Annotated in this window: 16 protein-coding genes and 1 pseudogene; 8 read left to right on the top strand and 9 right to left on the bottom strand. The window is 55.8% G+C overall.

All coding sequences use genetic code 11. From position 1 onward, the window contains the following. The first annotated feature begins 82 nt into the window (after positions 1-82). Complete coding sequence (locus tag ABNS66_RS07290) at positions 83-988, top strand: DMT family transporter (protein ID WP_286840003.1); 906 nt, start codon at positions 83-85, stop codon at positions 986-988. A gap of 9 nt (positions 989-997) precedes the next feature. Here the strand turns inward: ABNS66_RS07290 and ABNS66_RS07285 are convergent, their stop codons facing one another. Continuing rightward, on the bottom strand, positions 998-1,885 hold the full coding sequence (locus ABNS66_RS07285; protein ID WP_286840006.1) for an AraC family transcriptional regulator: 888 nt from the start codon (positions 1,883-1,885) through the stop codon (positions 998-1,000). A 156-nt stretch (positions 1,886-2,041) separates the two neighbouring features. On the opposite strand from ABNS66_RS07285, the gene ABNS66_RS07280 reads away from it, so the two are divergent. After that, entirely contained in the window at positions 2,042-3,190 is a 1,149-nt protein-coding gene (locus ABNS66_RS07280) for an iron-containing alcohol dehydrogenase (RefSeq protein WP_286695283.1), read from the top strand. A 13-nt stretch (positions 3,191-3,203) separates the two neighbouring features. Here the strand turns inward: ABNS66_RS07280 and ABNS66_RS07275 are convergent, their stop codons facing one another. From ABNS66_RS07275 to ABNS66_RS07245, 7 genes are all read right to left on the bottom strand, one after another. Beyond that, positions 3,204-4,343 (bottom strand): alpha-L-glutamate ligase-like protein, encoded by a 1,140-nt coding sequence (locus ABNS66_RS07275; RefSeq protein WP_286840009.1) that lies wholly within the window; start codon positions 4,341-4,343, stop codon positions 3,204-3,206. Beyond that, the gene (locus tag ABNS66_RS07270) at positions 4,340-5,875 is read right to left on the bottom strand and encodes an inactive transglutaminase family protein (RefSeq protein WP_204994873.1); all 1,536 of its coding nucleotides are present in this window, start codon (positions 5,873-5,875) and stop codon (positions 4,340-4,342) included. Before ABNS66_RS07270 ends, ABNS66_RS07275 begins: the two co-directional genes overlap by 4 nt. Continuing rightward, entirely contained in the window at positions 5,872-6,450 is a 579-nt protein-coding gene (locus tag ABNS66_RS07265; protein WP_204994872.1) for a RimK/LysX family protein, read from the bottom strand. Before ABNS66_RS07265 ends, ABNS66_RS07270 begins: the two co-directional genes overlap by 4 nt. 104 nt (positions 6,451-6,554) lie before the next feature. After that, a complete protein-coding gene (gene phrB, locus ABNS66_RS07260; RefSeq protein ID WP_286840012.1) occupies positions 6,555-7,925 on the bottom strand; it encodes a deoxyribodipyrimidine photo-lyase in 1,371 nt (456 codons plus the stop codon). Beyond that, entirely contained in the window at positions 7,922-8,881 is a 960-nt protein-coding gene (locus ABNS66_RS07255) for a DUF523 and DUF1722 domain-containing protein (protein ID WP_286695280.1), read from the bottom strand. Before ABNS66_RS07255 ends, phrB begins: the two co-directional genes overlap by 4 nt. A gap of 81 nt (positions 8,882-8,962) precedes the next feature. Further along, positions 8,963-9,343, bottom strand: a complete 381-nt coding sequence (locus ABNS66_RS07250; RefSeq protein WP_348655297.1) for a c-type cytochrome — start codon at positions 9,341-9,343, stop codon at positions 8,963-8,965. Next, positions 9,309-9,830, bottom strand: coding sequence for a MarR family transcriptional regulator (locus tag ABNS66_RS07245; protein WP_036255765.1), 522 nt, complete (start codon positions 9,828-9,830; stop codon positions 9,309-9,311). Before ABNS66_RS07245 ends, ABNS66_RS07250 begins: the two co-directional genes overlap by 35 nt. Before the next feature lie 231 nt (positions 9,831-10,061). Between ABNS66_RS07245 and ectA the strand changes: the two genes are divergently transcribed. The 6 genes from ectA (at position 10,062) to ABNS66_RS07215 (ending at position 16,215) form a co-directional block, all read left to right on the top strand. Continuing rightward, positions 10,062-10,598 (top strand): diaminobutyrate acetyltransferase, encoded by a 537-nt coding sequence (ectA, locus tag ABNS66_RS07240; protein WP_286695278.1) that lies wholly within the window; start codon positions 10,062-10,064, stop codon positions 10,596-10,598. A 38-nt stretch (positions 10,599-10,636) separates the two neighbouring features. Continuing rightward, positions 10,637-11,908 carry a diaminobutyrate--2-oxoglutarate transaminase gene (ectB, locus tag ABNS66_RS07235; protein ID WP_204994868.1) on the top strand — a complete coding sequence of 424 codons (1,272 nt, stop codon included), beginning with the start codon at positions 10,637-10,639 and terminating at the stop codon, positions 11,906-11,908. A 91-nt stretch (positions 11,909-11,999) separates the two neighbouring features. Further along, the gene (locus ABNS66_RS07230; RefSeq protein WP_204994867.1) at positions 12,000-12,383 is read left to right on the top strand and encodes an ectoine synthase; all 384 of its coding nucleotides are present in this window, start codon (positions 12,000-12,002) and stop codon (positions 12,381-12,383) included. Between the two features lie 53 nt (positions 12,384-12,436). Then, positions 12,437-13,876 carry an aspartate kinase gene (locus ABNS66_RS07225; RefSeq protein ID WP_204994866.1) on the top strand — a complete coding sequence of 480 codons (1,440 nt, stop codon included), beginning with the start codon at positions 12,437-12,439 and terminating at the stop codon, positions 13,874-13,876. Then, entirely contained in the window at positions 13,864-14,754 is an 891-nt protein-coding gene (locus tag ABNS66_RS07220) for a tetratricopeptide repeat protein (protein WP_204994865.1), read from the top strand. The genes ABNS66_RS07225 and ABNS66_RS07220 overlap by 13 nt, the downstream gene beginning before the upstream one ends. Before the next feature lie 36 nt (positions 14,755-14,790). Further along, entirely contained in the window at positions 14,791-16,215 is a 1,425-nt protein-coding gene (locus ABNS66_RS07215) for a sodium/proline symporter (RefSeq protein WP_286840020.1), read from the top strand. A 20-nt stretch (positions 16,216-16,235) separates the two neighbouring features. On the opposite strand, the pseudogene ABNS66_RS07210 reads toward ABNS66_RS07215, so the two are convergent. Next, positions 16,236-16,514, bottom strand: a pseudogene (locus tag ABNS66_RS07210) (sulfite exporter TauE/SafE family protein); the annotation flags it as partial.

Below are 16,514 nucleotides of genomic sequence, written 5' to 3'. Positions count from 1 at the left end.
GCTATGTGGCGACTAAAGTCGCCTATGCATCAGCGAAAAGCCCCTTCATACTCTCTCTTTCCCGCGCTTTGTGGACCGTTTTATGTCGCCACTTCGTATCGCTGTTTTCACCGCCCTGTCGATGTTGGCCTTCACCGGCAATGCGCTTATTTGTCGTGCAGCGCTGTTGGGCGGCACGATAGATGCGGCCAGTTTTACAGCGCTGCGCCTGCTGTCGGGAGCCGCTATGTTGTGGGCGATTATTGCGGTACGCAACATTCCCCATCGCGACGTCTCTCCCCCGGTATCCGCGCGCGTTATCTCCGGTTTTGTATTGTTTGCGTATGCCGCGGCGTTTTCCTATGCCTACGCTCGAGTATCCGCTGGCGCGGGGGCACTGATTCTATTTGCCGCGGTGCAAACGGTGATGATCGGCTACGGCTTCTACCGCGGGGAGCGCTTTAACGGCTTGCAATGGCTGGGTCTGCTCCTCGCCTACGGTGGCCTGTTGGCACTCATGCTGCCCAGTGCCACGGGCGCATTAGAGGGCGCCCCCTCGCTGTTGGCTTACCTCATTATGTTGATCTCGGGCGCGGCGTGGGGAGTCTACTCTTTGCTGGGGCGAAGGGTGGGCGATCCGCGCGTGATCTCTGCGCACAACTTCCTCTACTCCCTGCCTTTTGCCGCGCTTCTTAGCCTGGTGATGTGGGCCGTTGAGCCGCCCCGGTTAGGCGCAGAGGGTGTTGTATACGCCCTGCTATCCGGCGCGGGCGCTTCGGCGCTGGGCTATATCGTATGGTATTCCGCACTGCCGGCGCTCCGGGCGACAACGGCGGCAAGTGTGCAGCTGAGCGTGCCACTAATGACGGCACTTGGCGGTATTTTGCTACTTGCCGAGCCTTTCACCCTGCACTTTTTGCTGGTGTCGGCGGCAATTATTGGTGGCTTAGCGCTGGTGATATTCAGTAAATCACAGCGCGTCGAAAAAACCGGGCTGCGCCCTCAATAGCGGGTATCGCTAAGCCGAACGTTGGCTGAGCATACGCGCCGGAGCCTGCTGAAAGTGGCGTTTGAATTCGCGGCTGAATTGCGAGGGGCTGCGGTAGCCGACCAGTATTGCGGCTTCATTTGCGCGCCGTCCCTCGTTGGCCATTAGTTCTTTCGCCTTGCTCAGGCGCAGTTTCTTTAAGTATTGCAGGGGTGTTTCTCGGGTCACCTGGCGAAAGGCGCGATGAAAACTCGAGGGACTCATTCCCGCATAGTCAGACAGGGCATCGACATTCAGGTCTTCGGCATAATGCCGGTGCATATGCACCAATACCCGCGCTACGCGTGCGTAGTGGCCATCGTGTTGAGCAAGCTCGGTGAGTACATGCCCCTTCGGGCCAATCAGTATTCGGTAGATAAACTCTCGAACAATTGCCGGCCCCAGAACCTGTGCGTCCTGAGGGCTAAGCAGGGCCTCGAGCAAGCGTTTGAGCGTGTCGCTCATATTCGGGCTTAAACGGTCGGAGCTTAGGCCGCAGTCGCCACTATCGCCGCGCTTTTGGCCGAGGCTGGGTGTGGCGTCAATGAGCTCCTGAAGCAATGCGGGATTAATGCTGATGGATATGCCCAGCAAGGGTAAGTTGCCGTCGCTATGTGCTTCGCACTCGAGTGGCAGCGGTACACCTTGCACTAGGTAGCGGCCGGGGCCGTAGTCTACTTGCTGGCCGTTGAGATAAATGCGTTTGCGGCCCTGGGCCATCACGATAATGCCAGACTGATACACAAAGGGCTGGCGGGCGCTGCCGCGGCTTGCCCGGTAGATGTGAACACCGGGAATGATCGTGCTTCGGCTGCCTTCCAATGTATCCAGCGATTGGCTGCTGATATAGCGCTGAAGCAGCTCACTAATCGTATTCATAGAATTATTGCTTGTGGGGTGTTTTTTGTATTTTGGCAGGAATAGGCAAATAAAATCCAGTAATTGCGGTTTTTATTCCCATTAATAGCTCGTATTGTACATCACATGGTGGCGCTGCTGTTGGCGCGACTCCCTGTGTTAGCAATGAGGTTTAGTATGAAATTTTCGTTTGTGAACCCAACTCAAATTCATTTTGGTCAGGGCCAGATTGCCCGTATCGCCGACGCTATTCCCGCTGATCGCAAGGTTTTGCTGCTCTATGGTGGTGGCTCGATAAAGACCAACGGTGTGTATGAGCAGGTGGTTAGCGCCTTAGCCGAGCATCAGTGGCAGGAGTTCGCCGGGGTCGAACCCAACCCGACGGTTGAGACCCTGGACAAAGCGGTTGCTCAAGTAAAAGACAGTGGTCTGGATTATATTCTGGCGGTCGGTGGAGGCTCGGTTATTGACGGCGCTAAATATGTTGCCGCCGCCGCGCTGTATGACGGCGAGGGCTGGGATATCTTGCTGGGCAAACACCGGGTAAAACAAGCGCTGCCGATTGGCGCCGTGCTGACCCTGCCCGCGACGGGCTCAGAGTCTAACGGTGGCTCGGTGATTACGAAAAAGGCGACCCGCGATAAGTTGAATTTTATGTCGCCAGCGGTTCAACCCGGTTTTGCCGTGCTCGACCCCGACGTGATGAAGACACTCCCCGAGCGCCAGCTTGCCAATGGCCTGGTCGATGCCTGGGTGCATACGTGTGAACAATATTTGACCTTACCCACCGAGGCAATGGTTCAGGAAGGCTATGCGGAAGCACTGCTCAGAACGCTTAAAAGCCTGGGCGAGCGTTACGCTGAGCGCGATGATGACAGCTGGCGGGCCAACTTGATGCTGGCTGCCAACCAGGCGTTGAACGGTTTTATTGGCAGCGGTGTGCCGCAGGACTGGGCTACCCATATGATCGGCCACGAACTTACCGCCCTCTATGGGGTGGATCACGGTCGTTCACTGGCCATTGTGCAACCCTCATTGTTGCGCCATCAAATTGCCGTCAAGCGCGACAAACTGGAGCAAATGGCGCGCAATGTCTTTGGCTTGGCAGATTCTGAAGATCTCGCTGAACGCTGTATCGACGCGATTGAGCACTTTTATCACAGTCTGGGGGTTGCCACGCAGCTCACTGAGCACGGCGCTGACAAAGCGGCAGCGATCGATGCAATTGTTGCGCAGCTGGAAGCGCACGGCATGGTCAAGCTGGGTGAAAATCGCGCGATAACGCCAAAGGAAAGCCGCGAGATTCTGGAGCAGGCGGTTGCATAGGGGCCGATGGCCGCTACTGTCGGGCCGGCGGTGGATTGCCCGACTGGGGCACCCGAATGCCGGCATCGACTGAGGGATCGTCTGCGCCCGGCTTGCTTGCCGCGCGTATCGCCGCTTCTTCATCGGCCGCCTCTTGTGCGGCGCGTTGCTCAGCGAGTTCTTTCGCTAAGGCAGCGCACTGCGCGTTGGCAAAGGTGCTCTGGCAGAACGCAAGGCGCTGTTCTGGTGGCGGGTTGTGAAGCCCTTGTTTAGCCAGGCGCTCTATCTCGGCCTCGACGGCTTGGCAGCGCGCCGACAGGCCGGTGTCGTTGGCGATTTGAATGTTGAGCCCCGGCCGCGCATTGAGCTCTAACATCATAGGGCCCAGATCCTTGTCCAGCACCATATCAACTCCGATATAACCCAGGCCAGTCAGCTCATAGCAGCGCGTTGCCAGGGAAATAAAGCCCTCCCAAAACGGCAGTTCAACACCGCGAACGGGGTTGGTGGTGTCGGGGTGGGTTTGAATCTTTTTGTTCAGCCAGGTGCCGTCGAGGGTGATGCCGGTGGCCAGGTCAACGCCGACGCCAATGGCGCCTTGGTGGAGGTTGGCCTTGCCGCCAGACTGGCGGGTGGGCAGGCGCAGCATTGCCAGAACGGGATAGCCTTTGAGCACGATGATGCGAATATCGGGCACGCCCTCGTAGCTGATGGCACTGAAGATAGGGTCGGGGATCACGCGGTACTCGATTAGCGCGCGATCGCGATGACCCCCGAGGGAATAGATTCCCGAGAGTATGCCCGACAGGTGGAATTCAATATCCTCAAGGCTGAGTAAGCGGCCCCCGGCGCTGCGGTAATAACCCTCGAATTGATCGGCGATTACCATAATGCCATCGCCGCCAGCACCCTGAGACGGCTTGATGACGAAGTCACGGTGGCTGCCGATAATGTCGCGAATCTGACTAATTTGTTTCTCGGAATCAATGATGCCGTACATGGGCGGCACATGAATGCCGTTGTCTATCGCCTTTTGCTTGGTGAGAATTTTGTCGTCAACCAAGGGGTAAAGGTGGCGAGCGTTATAGCGCAACACATAGTCTGAGTTGCGCTCGTTGATGCCCATAATCCCCTTCTCGCGAAGGGTCTTCCAGGTTTTGAATAGCGAAGTCATTGGCCGTCCTTAAGCATTGCTTTAAAGCGGAATAACTCGCTGATGCGATAGCCGCGGTAGTGGCCCATGGCCAGCATAATCGCCATTAGCATCAATAACACGCCGGGGAAGGTAAACACGAAATAAATCCACGGTGCGTAGCTCATCATCAAGTGGGCCAGCGTAGCCGCTATCAGGGTGCCGATGCCCACTTTTAGACTGTGCAGCCCGCCCCGCTCTTCCCAGACGATCGACAGTCGCTCTATCGACATGGTCAGGATCACCATTGGGAACAGCGCAATCGACAGGCCGCGGTCGAGCCCCAGCTGGTGGCCGAGCACACTGATCAGCGCCATTACAATGACGACGAAGGTCAGCACGACCGAGAGCCGCGAAAGTAACTGCAGGTGGAGGTGTTCTAAGTAGGAGCGCAGCCCCAGGCCGAGGGCCGAAATGGTGGTGAAGAGGATGATGCCCCACACCACCTGCGTTTCCCTGAAGGCCAAGCCGATTAACACGGGGGTGAAGGTGCCCAGTGTTTCAATGCCGACAATGTTGCGCAGGAACAGGATCAGCATTACTCCAATGGGAATCATCAGAATAATTTCAAAGGTCTGCTGAGACTGCAGTGGCAGGCTGTACATCGACAGCGCCCAACTGTTTTCCTGGCGGCTTTCATTAATGCTCTGCGCCAGCATGATGGAGTTCATGGTTTGTCGGGTTGAATTGATTTCCACCTTAACCTGTCGGCCGCCATCCACTTTCACCAGCGGGTCGCGTCCCGTCCACCACACAATGCGGTCATCGGGCAGGCCAAAGACGCCGGTTTCGGTATTGAAGTACAGCCAGCGCTGGCCATTGTAGCTGCGCATCCACAGCTCGGGCTGTTGGGTACCGCTGCTCAACAGGCGCAGGGTGTGCACCTGCTCAACGGGAATGTGGGCCGAAGACAGCAACAGCTCAAGTACGCGGGACTTGCTCAGCTGAGAATAGTCGTTGCGCAGCAACAGCCGCGCATTGTCGTTGCTGCTGTCATTAATCAGCTTAATGGCTTCGCGAATAAAGGTTTCAATATCGGCGGAATGTTCGCGAATGGGTTTTAGCAGGGCCTCAACGGCCACTTTTTCAACACCTTTGAGATTGGGGCTCTCGCGAAACTGGGGGCCGGGTTCTTCATTCGACAGGCGCGTATTGCTGCGCTGGGTCAGCATCAGCCGGTAGAACAGTTGCTGCTGGCCTTCGGCGCGGCGTGCCGACCACACCGCACGCCGGTTCTGTTCTAGTTCATCGATGTTCACCCCGTAGTTGCGAGCGATGAAGCTTTCATCAAGGGTGATGAATTTACTCCAGCTTGGTGGCAGATACATCTGCACCTTCACTGGCGTTTTTTCCCGCGCGTTAAAGCTGATTTTGGTGTCGATAACCCAGACCGGCTCGGTGGTCTCCGCGCTGACCGGAATGTTCAACGCAAAAATCTGCCAGGCCGTGGCCGCCGCACCGAGTAACAGCAAGGCTGCGGCAAGCACTTTAACGTGCAGTTTGACGCCTTTCATTCGGCGCTCTCCTTATCGAGTTTTTTTGCCTTTTTTGCGCAGGCGTTTTTGTCTTGAAGGTATTTTTCGCTGGGGTCGACAATCGCGTTGAAGGCTATCAATGGGTCAGAGCCGACCAGCATGGCCTTTGAAAATTGTCGGCGATCGGCCAGGTTCACTTCAACTTTACGAGAGGTGCCGCCGATACACAGGGTCAATTCAAGCACTGGGCGGCGGTGGTAGTATTTGTCGTCTTCATCCATGTCGCCAGCCCGACGAATAATACGGATGTGTTTCTCCAATGGCTGCGAAACGGATTTGAGCTCGCCACTTGGCAGTACCAAGTCGAAGTGCACCATGTCGGGCTCGTCGCCGCGCCCCTTCTTCACTTTTGGGTTAATGGCGTTGATGGAGGCGCTCTCTGCACCAGTGTCAATTTTGGCTTTGTAGCGGACTCCCAGTTCTTCGATATAGACATACTCACTGATGCCGAAGACGGTCTTCGCCTCGCTCACGGTTTGCGCATTGGACATGGCGGCTGCCGACAGGCTCATGGCGGCGCTAACGATCAATAGACTGTGTCGAAGTAGTTTCACATCTTCTCCCGGTAATCGATGGTGGCGTCGTCGTTGGTTCTCTAGCATAGAACACCGCGCTGTGACGGCGCCAGCGTTAAAGTCTCAACAGGGCTTGCCGGGCTTTAGTCTCTAATTTCCTGAAAAAGTGCTAAACAGGTTTCGCGACTTTCTTTGTGGTCGACAATCGCCTGGGGGTAGCCGGCGACATTTTCGGGTTGGTGCAGCGCCTTGCCGGAGAGCTCGCGCAGTTCGGGAATAAACTGCTTGATGAACTCGCCATCGGCGTCGAAGCGCTGACTCTGCGTGGTGGGATTAAAAATGCGGAAGTAAGGCACGGCATCGGTGCCGGTGGAGGCCGCCCACTGCCAGCCGCCATTATTTGATGCGAAATCGGCGTCGATAAGCTGCTCGAGAAAATGCCGCTCACCCCAGCGCCAGTCAATGTGGAGGTGTTTGCACAGGAACGACGCGGTGACCATGCGCAAGCGGTTGTGCATCCAGCCGGTCTGGGCGAGCTGACGCATGCCGGCATCGACGATCGGGTAGCCGGTCTCCCCGGCTTGCCAGGCGGCAAAGTGTTCGCGCTTGTTGCGCCAGCGTAGTCTTTCGGTATCGGCTTGAAAGGCGCGGCCCTTAACCACTTGGGGAAAGTGGAAGGCCACCTGCCGGTAAAACTCGCGCCACAGTAATTCATTAAACCAGTTTCCGGCACTGGACTTGGCGTCCCACACGGCCTCGCCGCACTCCAGTTGCAGGCGCGCCAAACATTGCCTGGGGCTGATAACGCCCAGCGCTAAGGCCGCCGATAAGCGCGAGGTGCCGTCGACAGCGGGGAAATTGCGCTGGTCGCTGTATTTGACGGCGCGCTGGGCACAGAATTCGCGAAGTTGATCAAGCACCGCGTTTTCTGTCACCGGCCAGGGGTCGGAGTCGCGCTCTTCGCCAAAGGCCTCAATGCGGGTGGTCGCCGTAGCGGCCGCTTGCGCTTGGGGGCGCGGCAATACGCGTGGGAAGTGCTCGCGCAAGCGCTGGCGGGCACGGCGCGAATACGGCGTAAACACTTTATAGGCGCTGCCGTCGTCTTTGGTACCAAGGCTGGGATGAATCAGGCAATCATCAAGCAGCGTCAAAGGAATTGAAAGCGCCTGCTTGCAGGCGGCATCGCGCTGCATTTCATCAACCAGGAGCTCTTCATGCGCGAATACTTGTGCAATGCCGTATTGCTGGCAGTAGTCCGCCAGCATCTTTGGAACATGGCGAAAATGCGCCGCATCGATAATGTCGAAGGGTATTCCCAATTCGGCGAGCTGTTCCGCCAAGGCCTGCAATGCGCGGCGCAAATAGTGGCGACGTATCGGTGCAATGCCGTGTTCGTCGAGCTGCGCCTGGCACAGGAAGTAGATGGCCCGGCAGGGGCCGGCTGCCACTGCGGCGCTGAGAGCGGCGTGGTCGAGGCTGCGAAGGTCGTTGCGAAACCAGACCAGTGCTGTCACAGACCCACCCGCAATTTAAGGTCGCGCGGATACGGATCGAAATAGTATTGATCCAATAAGTAGTCGACTTGGTACTTTTTCAAAAACATGGCCAGCATCTCCAGTGGCACCAGCAGTGGCAGCAGGCCGTTGGAGTAGTCCTCAATCACCTTGCTTAATTGTGCGCGGTCCTCTTTTTCCAAGTGGTCTTTGAAAAAGCCCTGAATATGCATCAGCGTGTTGCGATGGTTTTTGGGGTTGGCGGGTTTCTTCAGAGCGTCCATAAAGCGGCGGATGTACTCGTCGGCACTTTTCTCTAGGTTGTCACTAAGGGTGTCGGCTACCAGTGGCCCCAACTGCCGATAGATCGACTGGTTGTGTGCGAGCAATAAAAACTTATGTCGGCGATGGAATTCCTGCAGTGCGGCCACCGTCAGCCCCTCTGCCTGTATGGCCTGCCAGCGCGAGTAAGCGATAACGCGCAGTACAAAGTTCTCTCGCAGGGGCAGGTCGTTCAAGCGGCCATTTTCCTCTACGGGAAGTAGCGGCAAGGCTTCCATCAGCTTGCGAGCATAAATGCCCACGCCGACCTTGCCTAAGCCCTGACCCGTTTCAGAGACAACGGGAACGCGCTCCATGCCGCAGCTGGGCGACTTGGCGCAAAAAATATAGCCACTGATATGTCCGAGCTTGGCGGCCGTGTCGCTGGCGAAAACCTGCATTTTCTCGGTGACATCCAGATCCGGGCCTTCCTTGCTACCCTGTAAGCGCGGATTCTCCGGGTCGCCGACCAGGCGGATGGTTGGGCGCGGTACGCCCATACCGATGGCCTGCTCGGGGCAGACTTTTACAAAGTCGAAGTGTCGGCTGAGCTCATCGGTAGCAAAAGGGAGGCGCTTGTGGCCGCCATCATAACGAACTTGGTCGCCGAGCAGGCAAGCACTGATACCAATTTGAATCGGGTGGGGGAGTTCCATAGCAGCTTCCTCTGCGCACGTTCTTATGGGATTGGGATACGTGTTTGCATTGGCGCTAGATCAGCGCCACGAGGTTCTAGCTTAGTCGTTTTCAGCTGCCTTAGGCGAGGTTTGATGTGGCGTGGCCATAAATGTGATCAGCGCGCGATAGTCCTCGCGGCTGCAGCTGCCACACATTCCTTTTGCTGGCATTGCTTTAAAGCCACCTGTGGTGTGCTGCAGGAGGGTATCCATGCCCTTTTCGAGACGCGGCCGCCAGTCATCGGCATTGCCGCTGCGAGGGGCTCCTTTAGTGCCGCGACTATGGCAGCTATAGCAACTCTGAATATAGAGCGTCTTTAAGTCAGGGGATGATGGCATCACCGCCTTGTTGCCGGGCTTGCCGCAAGCGGCCAGCAGCACGGCTAAAAGAACAACGGCCGTGCGACTATTTTTCATTGAAGCCAAAGCTCGGTTGCTCATGTTCACTCTGGCGGTCGATGGCGCCCACATCCAGCAGCGGTGCAGCATCAATATGTTGCGCGTCCATCATCTGTGCAACGCGCTGTAGCGAGCTGATGATCTGCATTTGTTCCCAGTCCTGCAGGTCGCGGAACTGCCGCTTGAAGTATTCCTGGAGCGGTGTTGGCGCGTTGCGAATAATCTCTGCGCCCTGCTCCGTCAGGCAGGCAAACACCTTGCGCTTATCTTGGCTGGAGCGCTCCCGTACCACCAGCTGGCGCTTTTCCAGCCGGTCTATGATGCTGGTAACGGTCGCCTGGCTCAGGCTCACCTGCTTGGCGATATCGGAAATGATGGCGTCGCCCTGGTCGCGCAGAGTTTGCAGAATCAGCATCTGTGGCGCTGTCAGGCCGGAGGTCTTCATCAGGTGCTTGGAGTGCAAATCAACGGCGCGGGTAACGCGCCGCAAAGCAATCAAAACCTCTTCGATATTGTCGTCATCTTTCATGTTGGATGTCCTCGCAATCGGCCCATTTTAGTGCGCTTGCGGCAAAAATGCATCGCTATAATGCATCGCTCTCTAAGCCTTTGTTTGAAAAATGTTCAGCGCCGAGGTTATAATGCTTCGTGTACTAAGTAATTATTTGGGAGGTTGAGTTCATAAACAGGCCGAAAACGGCAAATATTGCCTAATTTTTGCCCATTATTGCGCCCTGTTTACAATGAACACAAATAAATTGTGTTGAAATCAAATGAAGCGACGTCAGCGGACGCTTTTGAGCTAAACTTTCGCCAACCAACGGCGGAAGATGGCTATCCACTCAATCAATTGGTGGCGAACAGCCCCCCCCTTGATCCGAATTCGGTCTACTGCAATTTACTGCAGTGCACCCACTTTGCAGAAACCTCGGTTGCCGTCGAAGAAAACGGCCAACTGGTTGGCTTTATTTCCGCTTACATTCCACCGGCAAAGCCCGACACGGTATTCGTGTGGCAGGTTGTGGTTGATAAGAGTCAACGTGGCCGGGGATTGGCGAAGAAAATGATGCAGGAAATTGTGCAGCGGCCAGCCTGCGCCAATGTGCGATTTTTAGAAACGACGATCACGCCAGACAACGAGGCGTCATGGGCACTGTTCCGCAGCTTTGCTCGGGATATGAACACCGAGCTGAACCACGATATCTGGTTCGAGCGCGAGGCCCACTTCCACGGAAAACACGACAGCGAGGCGTTGCTTCGCATCGGACCCTTCCCTCGACCCCCTTTAGAACAATAGCGGTCGACAACATTAAAGGATGCTAAGAGGACATTATTATGACTATTTTTGATCAGCTTGAATCAGAAGTGCAGTGTTATGCACGTTCATTCCCGGTAACGTTTAATAAGGCGCAGGGTGAATACCTGTACGACGTTGACGGCAACAAATACCTGGATTTTCTCGCCGGGGCGGGCACGCTGAACTATGGCCACAACCACCCAGTGCTTAAAGAAGCGCTGGTTGAGTACATCATGCGCGACGGCATTACCCATGGTCTGGATATGCACACCGACGCCAAGGCCGACTTCCTCGACGCGTTTAACGAGAACATCCTCAAGCCGCGCGATATGGAGTACACCTTCCAGTTTACTGGCCCCACTGGCACCAACGCCGTTGAAGCGGCGATGAAGCTGGCGCGCAAAGTGACTGGTCGCAATACCATTGTATCGTTCACCAACGGCTTTCACGGTGTGACTCTGGGCAGTGTTGCGGCAACGGGTAACAGCCATCACCGCGGCGGTGCGGGTGTGGCGCTGGGCGACATCTCGCGTATGCCGTTCTGCGGTTACCACGGTCGCGATGCCGACACCATCAAGATGATGGACAAGCTGCTTAGCGATCCGTCGTCGGGTATCGATCTGCCGGCGGCGATGCTGGTGGAGTGTGTGCAAGGTGAAGGCGGTTTGAATGTCGCCAATAGCGATTGGTTGCGCGGCCTGGAAAAACTGTGCCGCAAGCACGATATCCTGTTGATTGTGGATGATATCCAGGCCGGCTGTGGCCGCACGGGCACCTTCTTCAGCTTTGAGCCCAGCGGTATTAAGCCCGACATTGTGACCATGTCGAAGTCGCTGAGTGGCTACGGCCTGCCCTGCGCAATTGTATTGCTGCGCCCCGACCTGGACGTGTGGGCACCGGGTGAGCACAACGGTACTTTCCGTGGTAATAACCACGCTTTTGTTACCGCAGCGGCTGCCATCCGCCATTTCTGGAAAGATGAAAGCTTCTCTAACGAGATCATCGAAAAGTCGGCGATTGTGCGCGACCGCTTTAAGAAAATTTCTGACCGCTACGGCGTTACGCGCGCGGCGGTTAAAGGTCGCGGCATGATGCAGGGCATTGCCCTTGCCGATGGCGATACTGCCGATGCAGTCGCCCGCGCCTGTTTTGAGCGAGGCCTGGTAATTGAAACCTGTGGTAACCGTGGGCATATCGTAAAATGTTTCTGCCCGCTGACCATCGACAAAGACGAGCTGATTCGCGGCATGGATATCGTCGCCGATGCCGTTTCGGAAGTGTTGTTGAAAGACGTTAAGAAAGCGTCTTAATCCCGCCTTGTGTTCGGGCCCGCCCGGGCTCGATTTGGGTCCGCCGTAATGGCGGACCGTTGTATCGACTAAAGAAATTGGAAACCGAGTAATGATCGTAAGAACATTAGAAGAGTGTGAAAATTCAGAACGCAAAGTTGACGGTGGCAATTGGCAAAGTGTGCGCATGCTGCTGAAAGACGACAATATGGGTTTTTCTTTCCATATCACCACCATTCTTGCAGGTACCGAAACGCCGATTCACTACCAGAATCACCTTGAGTCCGTGTACTGCATGTCGGGCAATGGCGAGATTGAAACGGTTGAAGACGGCAAAATCTACAAAATTGAACCCGGTACGCTGTATATCCTCGACAAGCACGACAAGCACCTGCTTCGCGGCGGCAGCGAAGACATGAAAATGGCCTGTGTATTTAATCCGCCACTGAGTGGCAAGGAAGTTCACGATGAAAATGGCGTTTACCCCATTGACTGATTATTAAAAAGCGCGCGGAAAACGTCCTTTTTAATGATCGAATGGAGAATACGATGTCACACAGTGTAGAAAAAATTGGCGGCACGTCGATGAGCGATTACGCCGCGGTGCGCGACAATATCATCCTGGCGGGAGCCGAGGGCGACCACCTGTACGGCAGAATTTTTGTTGTGTCTGCCTACGGTGGTGTGACCGACATGCTGCTGGAGAACAAGCGCAACGGTAACCCCGGTGTGTACGGTTTATTTGCCGACGACGAAGGCAGCGAAGCATTGTGGCGGGAAGCGCTGCGCAATGTGGCCAAAGCCCTGCACCAAATTAATGAGGAGTTGTTCGACGACGCCGAGCAGCTCAATGAGGCCAATGCATTTATTGATGGCCGCTTATTCGAGGCCGAGCGCTGCATGGACAACTTGCACCGCCTGTGCCAGCACGGCCACTTTGGTTTGGAAGACCACCTGCTAACAGTGCGTGAAATGCTGGCCAGCATTGGCGAAGTTCACAGTGCCTGGAATACCGCCAAGCTGCTGCAGCGCGACGGTATTAACGCGCGCTTTGTTGACCTTTCCGGTTGGAGAATGGAGTCGGCAATCCCCTTGGATGCACACATTCTGCGCGAGCTGGATAAAATTGATGTGCAAAAAGAGCTGCCCATCGTCACCGGTTACGCTTACTGCAGCGAAGGCTTGATGGCGACTTTTGACCGCGGCTACAGCGAGATGACCTTTAGTCGTTTGGCGGTGATGAGCAAGGCCGACGAAGCGATTATTCACAAGGAGTATCACCTCAGTAGTGCTGATCCGCGTTTAGTGGGTGCCGAGAAGGTCGTGCCGATCGGCCGCACTAACTACGATGTTGCCGATCAGCTGGCCAACCTTGGCATGGAGGCGATTCACCCGCGTGCAGCCAAGGGCCTGCGCCAGGACAATATTCCGTTGCGGGTGAAAAACACCTTTGAACCCGAGCACAGCGGCACCTTAATCGATGGTGAATACACCAGTGAGCGACCCTGTGTAGAAATTATTGCGGGCCGCAAGCAAGTGTACGCGCTGGAAGTTTTCGACCAAGACATGGTCGGCTCGCTGTGGGATTACGAGCAGAAAATACTCAGTGCGATCTCTCGCTTTAAAGCGACGGTGATCACCAAAGATATTAACGCCAACACCATCACCCACTACTTGGGCACCAACCTGAAAACGGTTAAGCGCATTGTTAAAGCGGTCAGTGATGAGTTTACGACGGCAGAGGTCAGTACGCGTAAGGTGGCTATTGTGTCCGCCATCGGCAGCGATATGAAAGTGCCTGGCATGCTGGCAAAAACGGTCTCGGCATTGGCGTCGGCAGATATCAGTGTGCTGGCTATGCACCAGTCTATGCGTCAAGTGGACATGCAGTTCGTGATCAATGAAGATGACTACGAGGCAGCGGTCGCCAACCTGCACCGTTGTTTAGTAGAAGTCCATGATCACGGAGAGGCAATATGCGTGGCTTGACCCTGTGCTGGATAGTGGCAGCGCTACTTCCCTTAATGGCGTTTGCCGACTCAGAGCAAGAGGTCAGCGACACACAAGTTGATCAGCATATTGATCAACTGCAAGAGCCGCTCTACTCGCCCTTCATCGAGCGCTATATCCTCGATGAAGTGCGTTCGCTGCGGGTGGATATGGAGCGCAAGCACCGCGAACTCACTCAGGAAGTGGTGGATCGCGAGCTTGGCGCTGCAGATAAAGCGGTGTCTTACGCCACCAATACCGTTACCTATTTCTTCTATCTGATCGCCGGTGTCAGTTCGGCGTTGGTGTTGATCGGCTGGAATTCCCTGCGTGATATTCGCGACAAGGTTCACAGCGTTGCCAATGAGCAGGTTGCGGACATCGTTGAAGAATACGAAAAGCGCCTGCGCGTGATAGAGCGACAACTCAAACAAGAAACTGAGCACATCGAGTCCAACCGCGAGGAAATCAACCGTACGCAGGAGATCCATTCGCTGTGGTTGCGCGCCAGTCAGGAGGCCAGTCCGGCGGGTAAAATTGGCATCTACGATCAAATACTTGCCATTCGCCCCAGCGATATTGAAGCCATTACCTATAAGGCCGATGCCGCGCTGGATCAGGGTGAGCCCCAGTGGGCGGTTAACCTGTGTAATCAGGCGCTGAGTCTCGACGAAACCAACGGTCACGCGTTTTACCAGTTGGCCTGTGCACACTCGGCAATGGGTAATCTCGACGATGCCGCTCGCTACTTTGCCAAAGCGGTTGCTCAGGCTGAGGCCTATCGCGAAGAGCTGGAGCGGGACCCCGCACTGGAATCACTGCGTGAGCACCCGCTGGTACACGAGCTGCTAGAGCCAACGGTTAACGATAATATTTAACGCTGCTCGGCACTGGGCAGTAACAATAGGAAGCCTATGCTTACTGCCTGGAGTTTTATTGCTTTTTTAAGCCTATTCGTCCTTATTGGCCTCTCTTCCCTTTTTTTTAGTAGTCACCAGAGCAAGGATTACTACCTTGCCAGCAATAGCGTTAAGCCCTGGCTCGTCGGCCTTTCTGCCGTGGCCACGAATAACAGTGGCTATATGTTTATTGGCGTTATCGGCTATACCTACACCGTCGGTTTATCCGCTTTTTGGGTTATGTTGGGCTGGATTAGTGGCGACTTTATCGCGTCCCACTTTGTGCACCGTCGCCTGCGGACGATGACGGAAAAACGCGGCGAGGTCAGTTATATCGGCGTGTTGTCGTCCTGGTCCGGTGGCACAAAACCCGCCTACCAACGGCTGGCTGCAAGCATTTGTTTGTTGCTGTTAGTCGCTTACGCCGCCGCGCAACTGCTTGCCGGTAGTAAGGCCTTGCACGTCTTGTTTGATTGGCCAATTTGGGCGGGGGCGGTCAGTGGTGCCGTACTGGTGTTGATGTACTGCCTGGCGGGCGGCATCCGCGCATCAATCTGGACCGATGCCGCACAGTCGATGGTGATGATCTCTGCGATGGGGCTGCTGTTGTGGGTGGCGGTCGACGGCCTCGGTGGGGCGCAGGCGACTCTCTCTCAGTTGCGCGACGTGCCCGATTATATGAATTGGTTTCCCCAGGATCTCGCCTTTCCCGGCGTAATGGGGGCGGTGTTATTCGCATTGGGTTGGTTGTTTGCCGGCCTGTCCGTGGTTGGTCAGCCCCATGTGATGGTGCGGTTTATGACCCTGCGAGAAGGTGGGGATATGAACCGCGCACGCCAGTGGTATTACCTGTGGTTTACCGCTTTTTACTTAATGGCCACGTCGGTTGGCTTGCTGTCGCGGCTCTACCTGCCCGAGGCCGGCAGCTTCGACGCTGAACTCGCTCTGCCAACCATGGCGCAACAGCTTTTACCACCGGTGCTGGTCGGCTTAATTCTCGCCGGGGTGTTTGCCGCGACGCTCTCCACCGCCGATTCATTAATTTTGAGTTCATCGGCGGCACTGACCCACGATTTGTTGCCACACAATATTGAAAAACCCTGGCTGCTAAAGCTGTCGACGTTTGGTATTACCGCCACGGCTCTGGCCTGGGCGCTACTCAGTGCGCAAAGCGTTTTCGCCATGGTAGTTATGGCGTGGTCCGGATTAGCCAGTGCGTTTGTGCCGCTGTTGCTGGTGCTTATTTTTGGCGGCCGCCCAGGCCAGGGCGTGAGTATTGCGATGAGTGTGGTTGGGATCAGCACGGCGCTACTGTGGCGTTATTTCGACCTTCACAACATGGTCTATGAAGGCCTGCCCGGTATTCTCGCCGGGGTGGCGGTGTATGGGGTCAGTCGTATTTGCCGGCGCGGGCAGCCAGTGGCGGAAGCAATCTCCTGAATGGAAGGTAGCGCGTCGCCCTAGCGAAACGCTGAAAATAAACCAACCACACTAATGGCCAACAGCACGCTACCAACTACCCGGAAAAATATCGGCGTTTCGGCCTGTAGCAAGCGGTCGTGCACCCGCAGGCCGATAACATGGCCAACGGCAGCACAGGGGAGCAACCAGAGGTGGTGAATGAGCTGCAGGTCGACACCGGCCCAGACGAAGGCAGCCATTTTAATCGTCACCAGAATAAACCATAGCGCAAACAGTGTGTCGCGCAGGCGCTCCTTGGCGACGTGTTGGGCGACCAC

Origin of the sequence: uncultured Spongiibacter sp., from assembly GCF_964011655.1 — a bacterium.
GTDB lineage: Bacteria > Pseudomonadota > Gammaproteobacteria > Pseudomonadales > Spongiibacteraceae > Spongiibacter > Spongiibacter marinus.
This window is presented reverse-complemented; position numbering and strand designations above follow the sequence as displayed.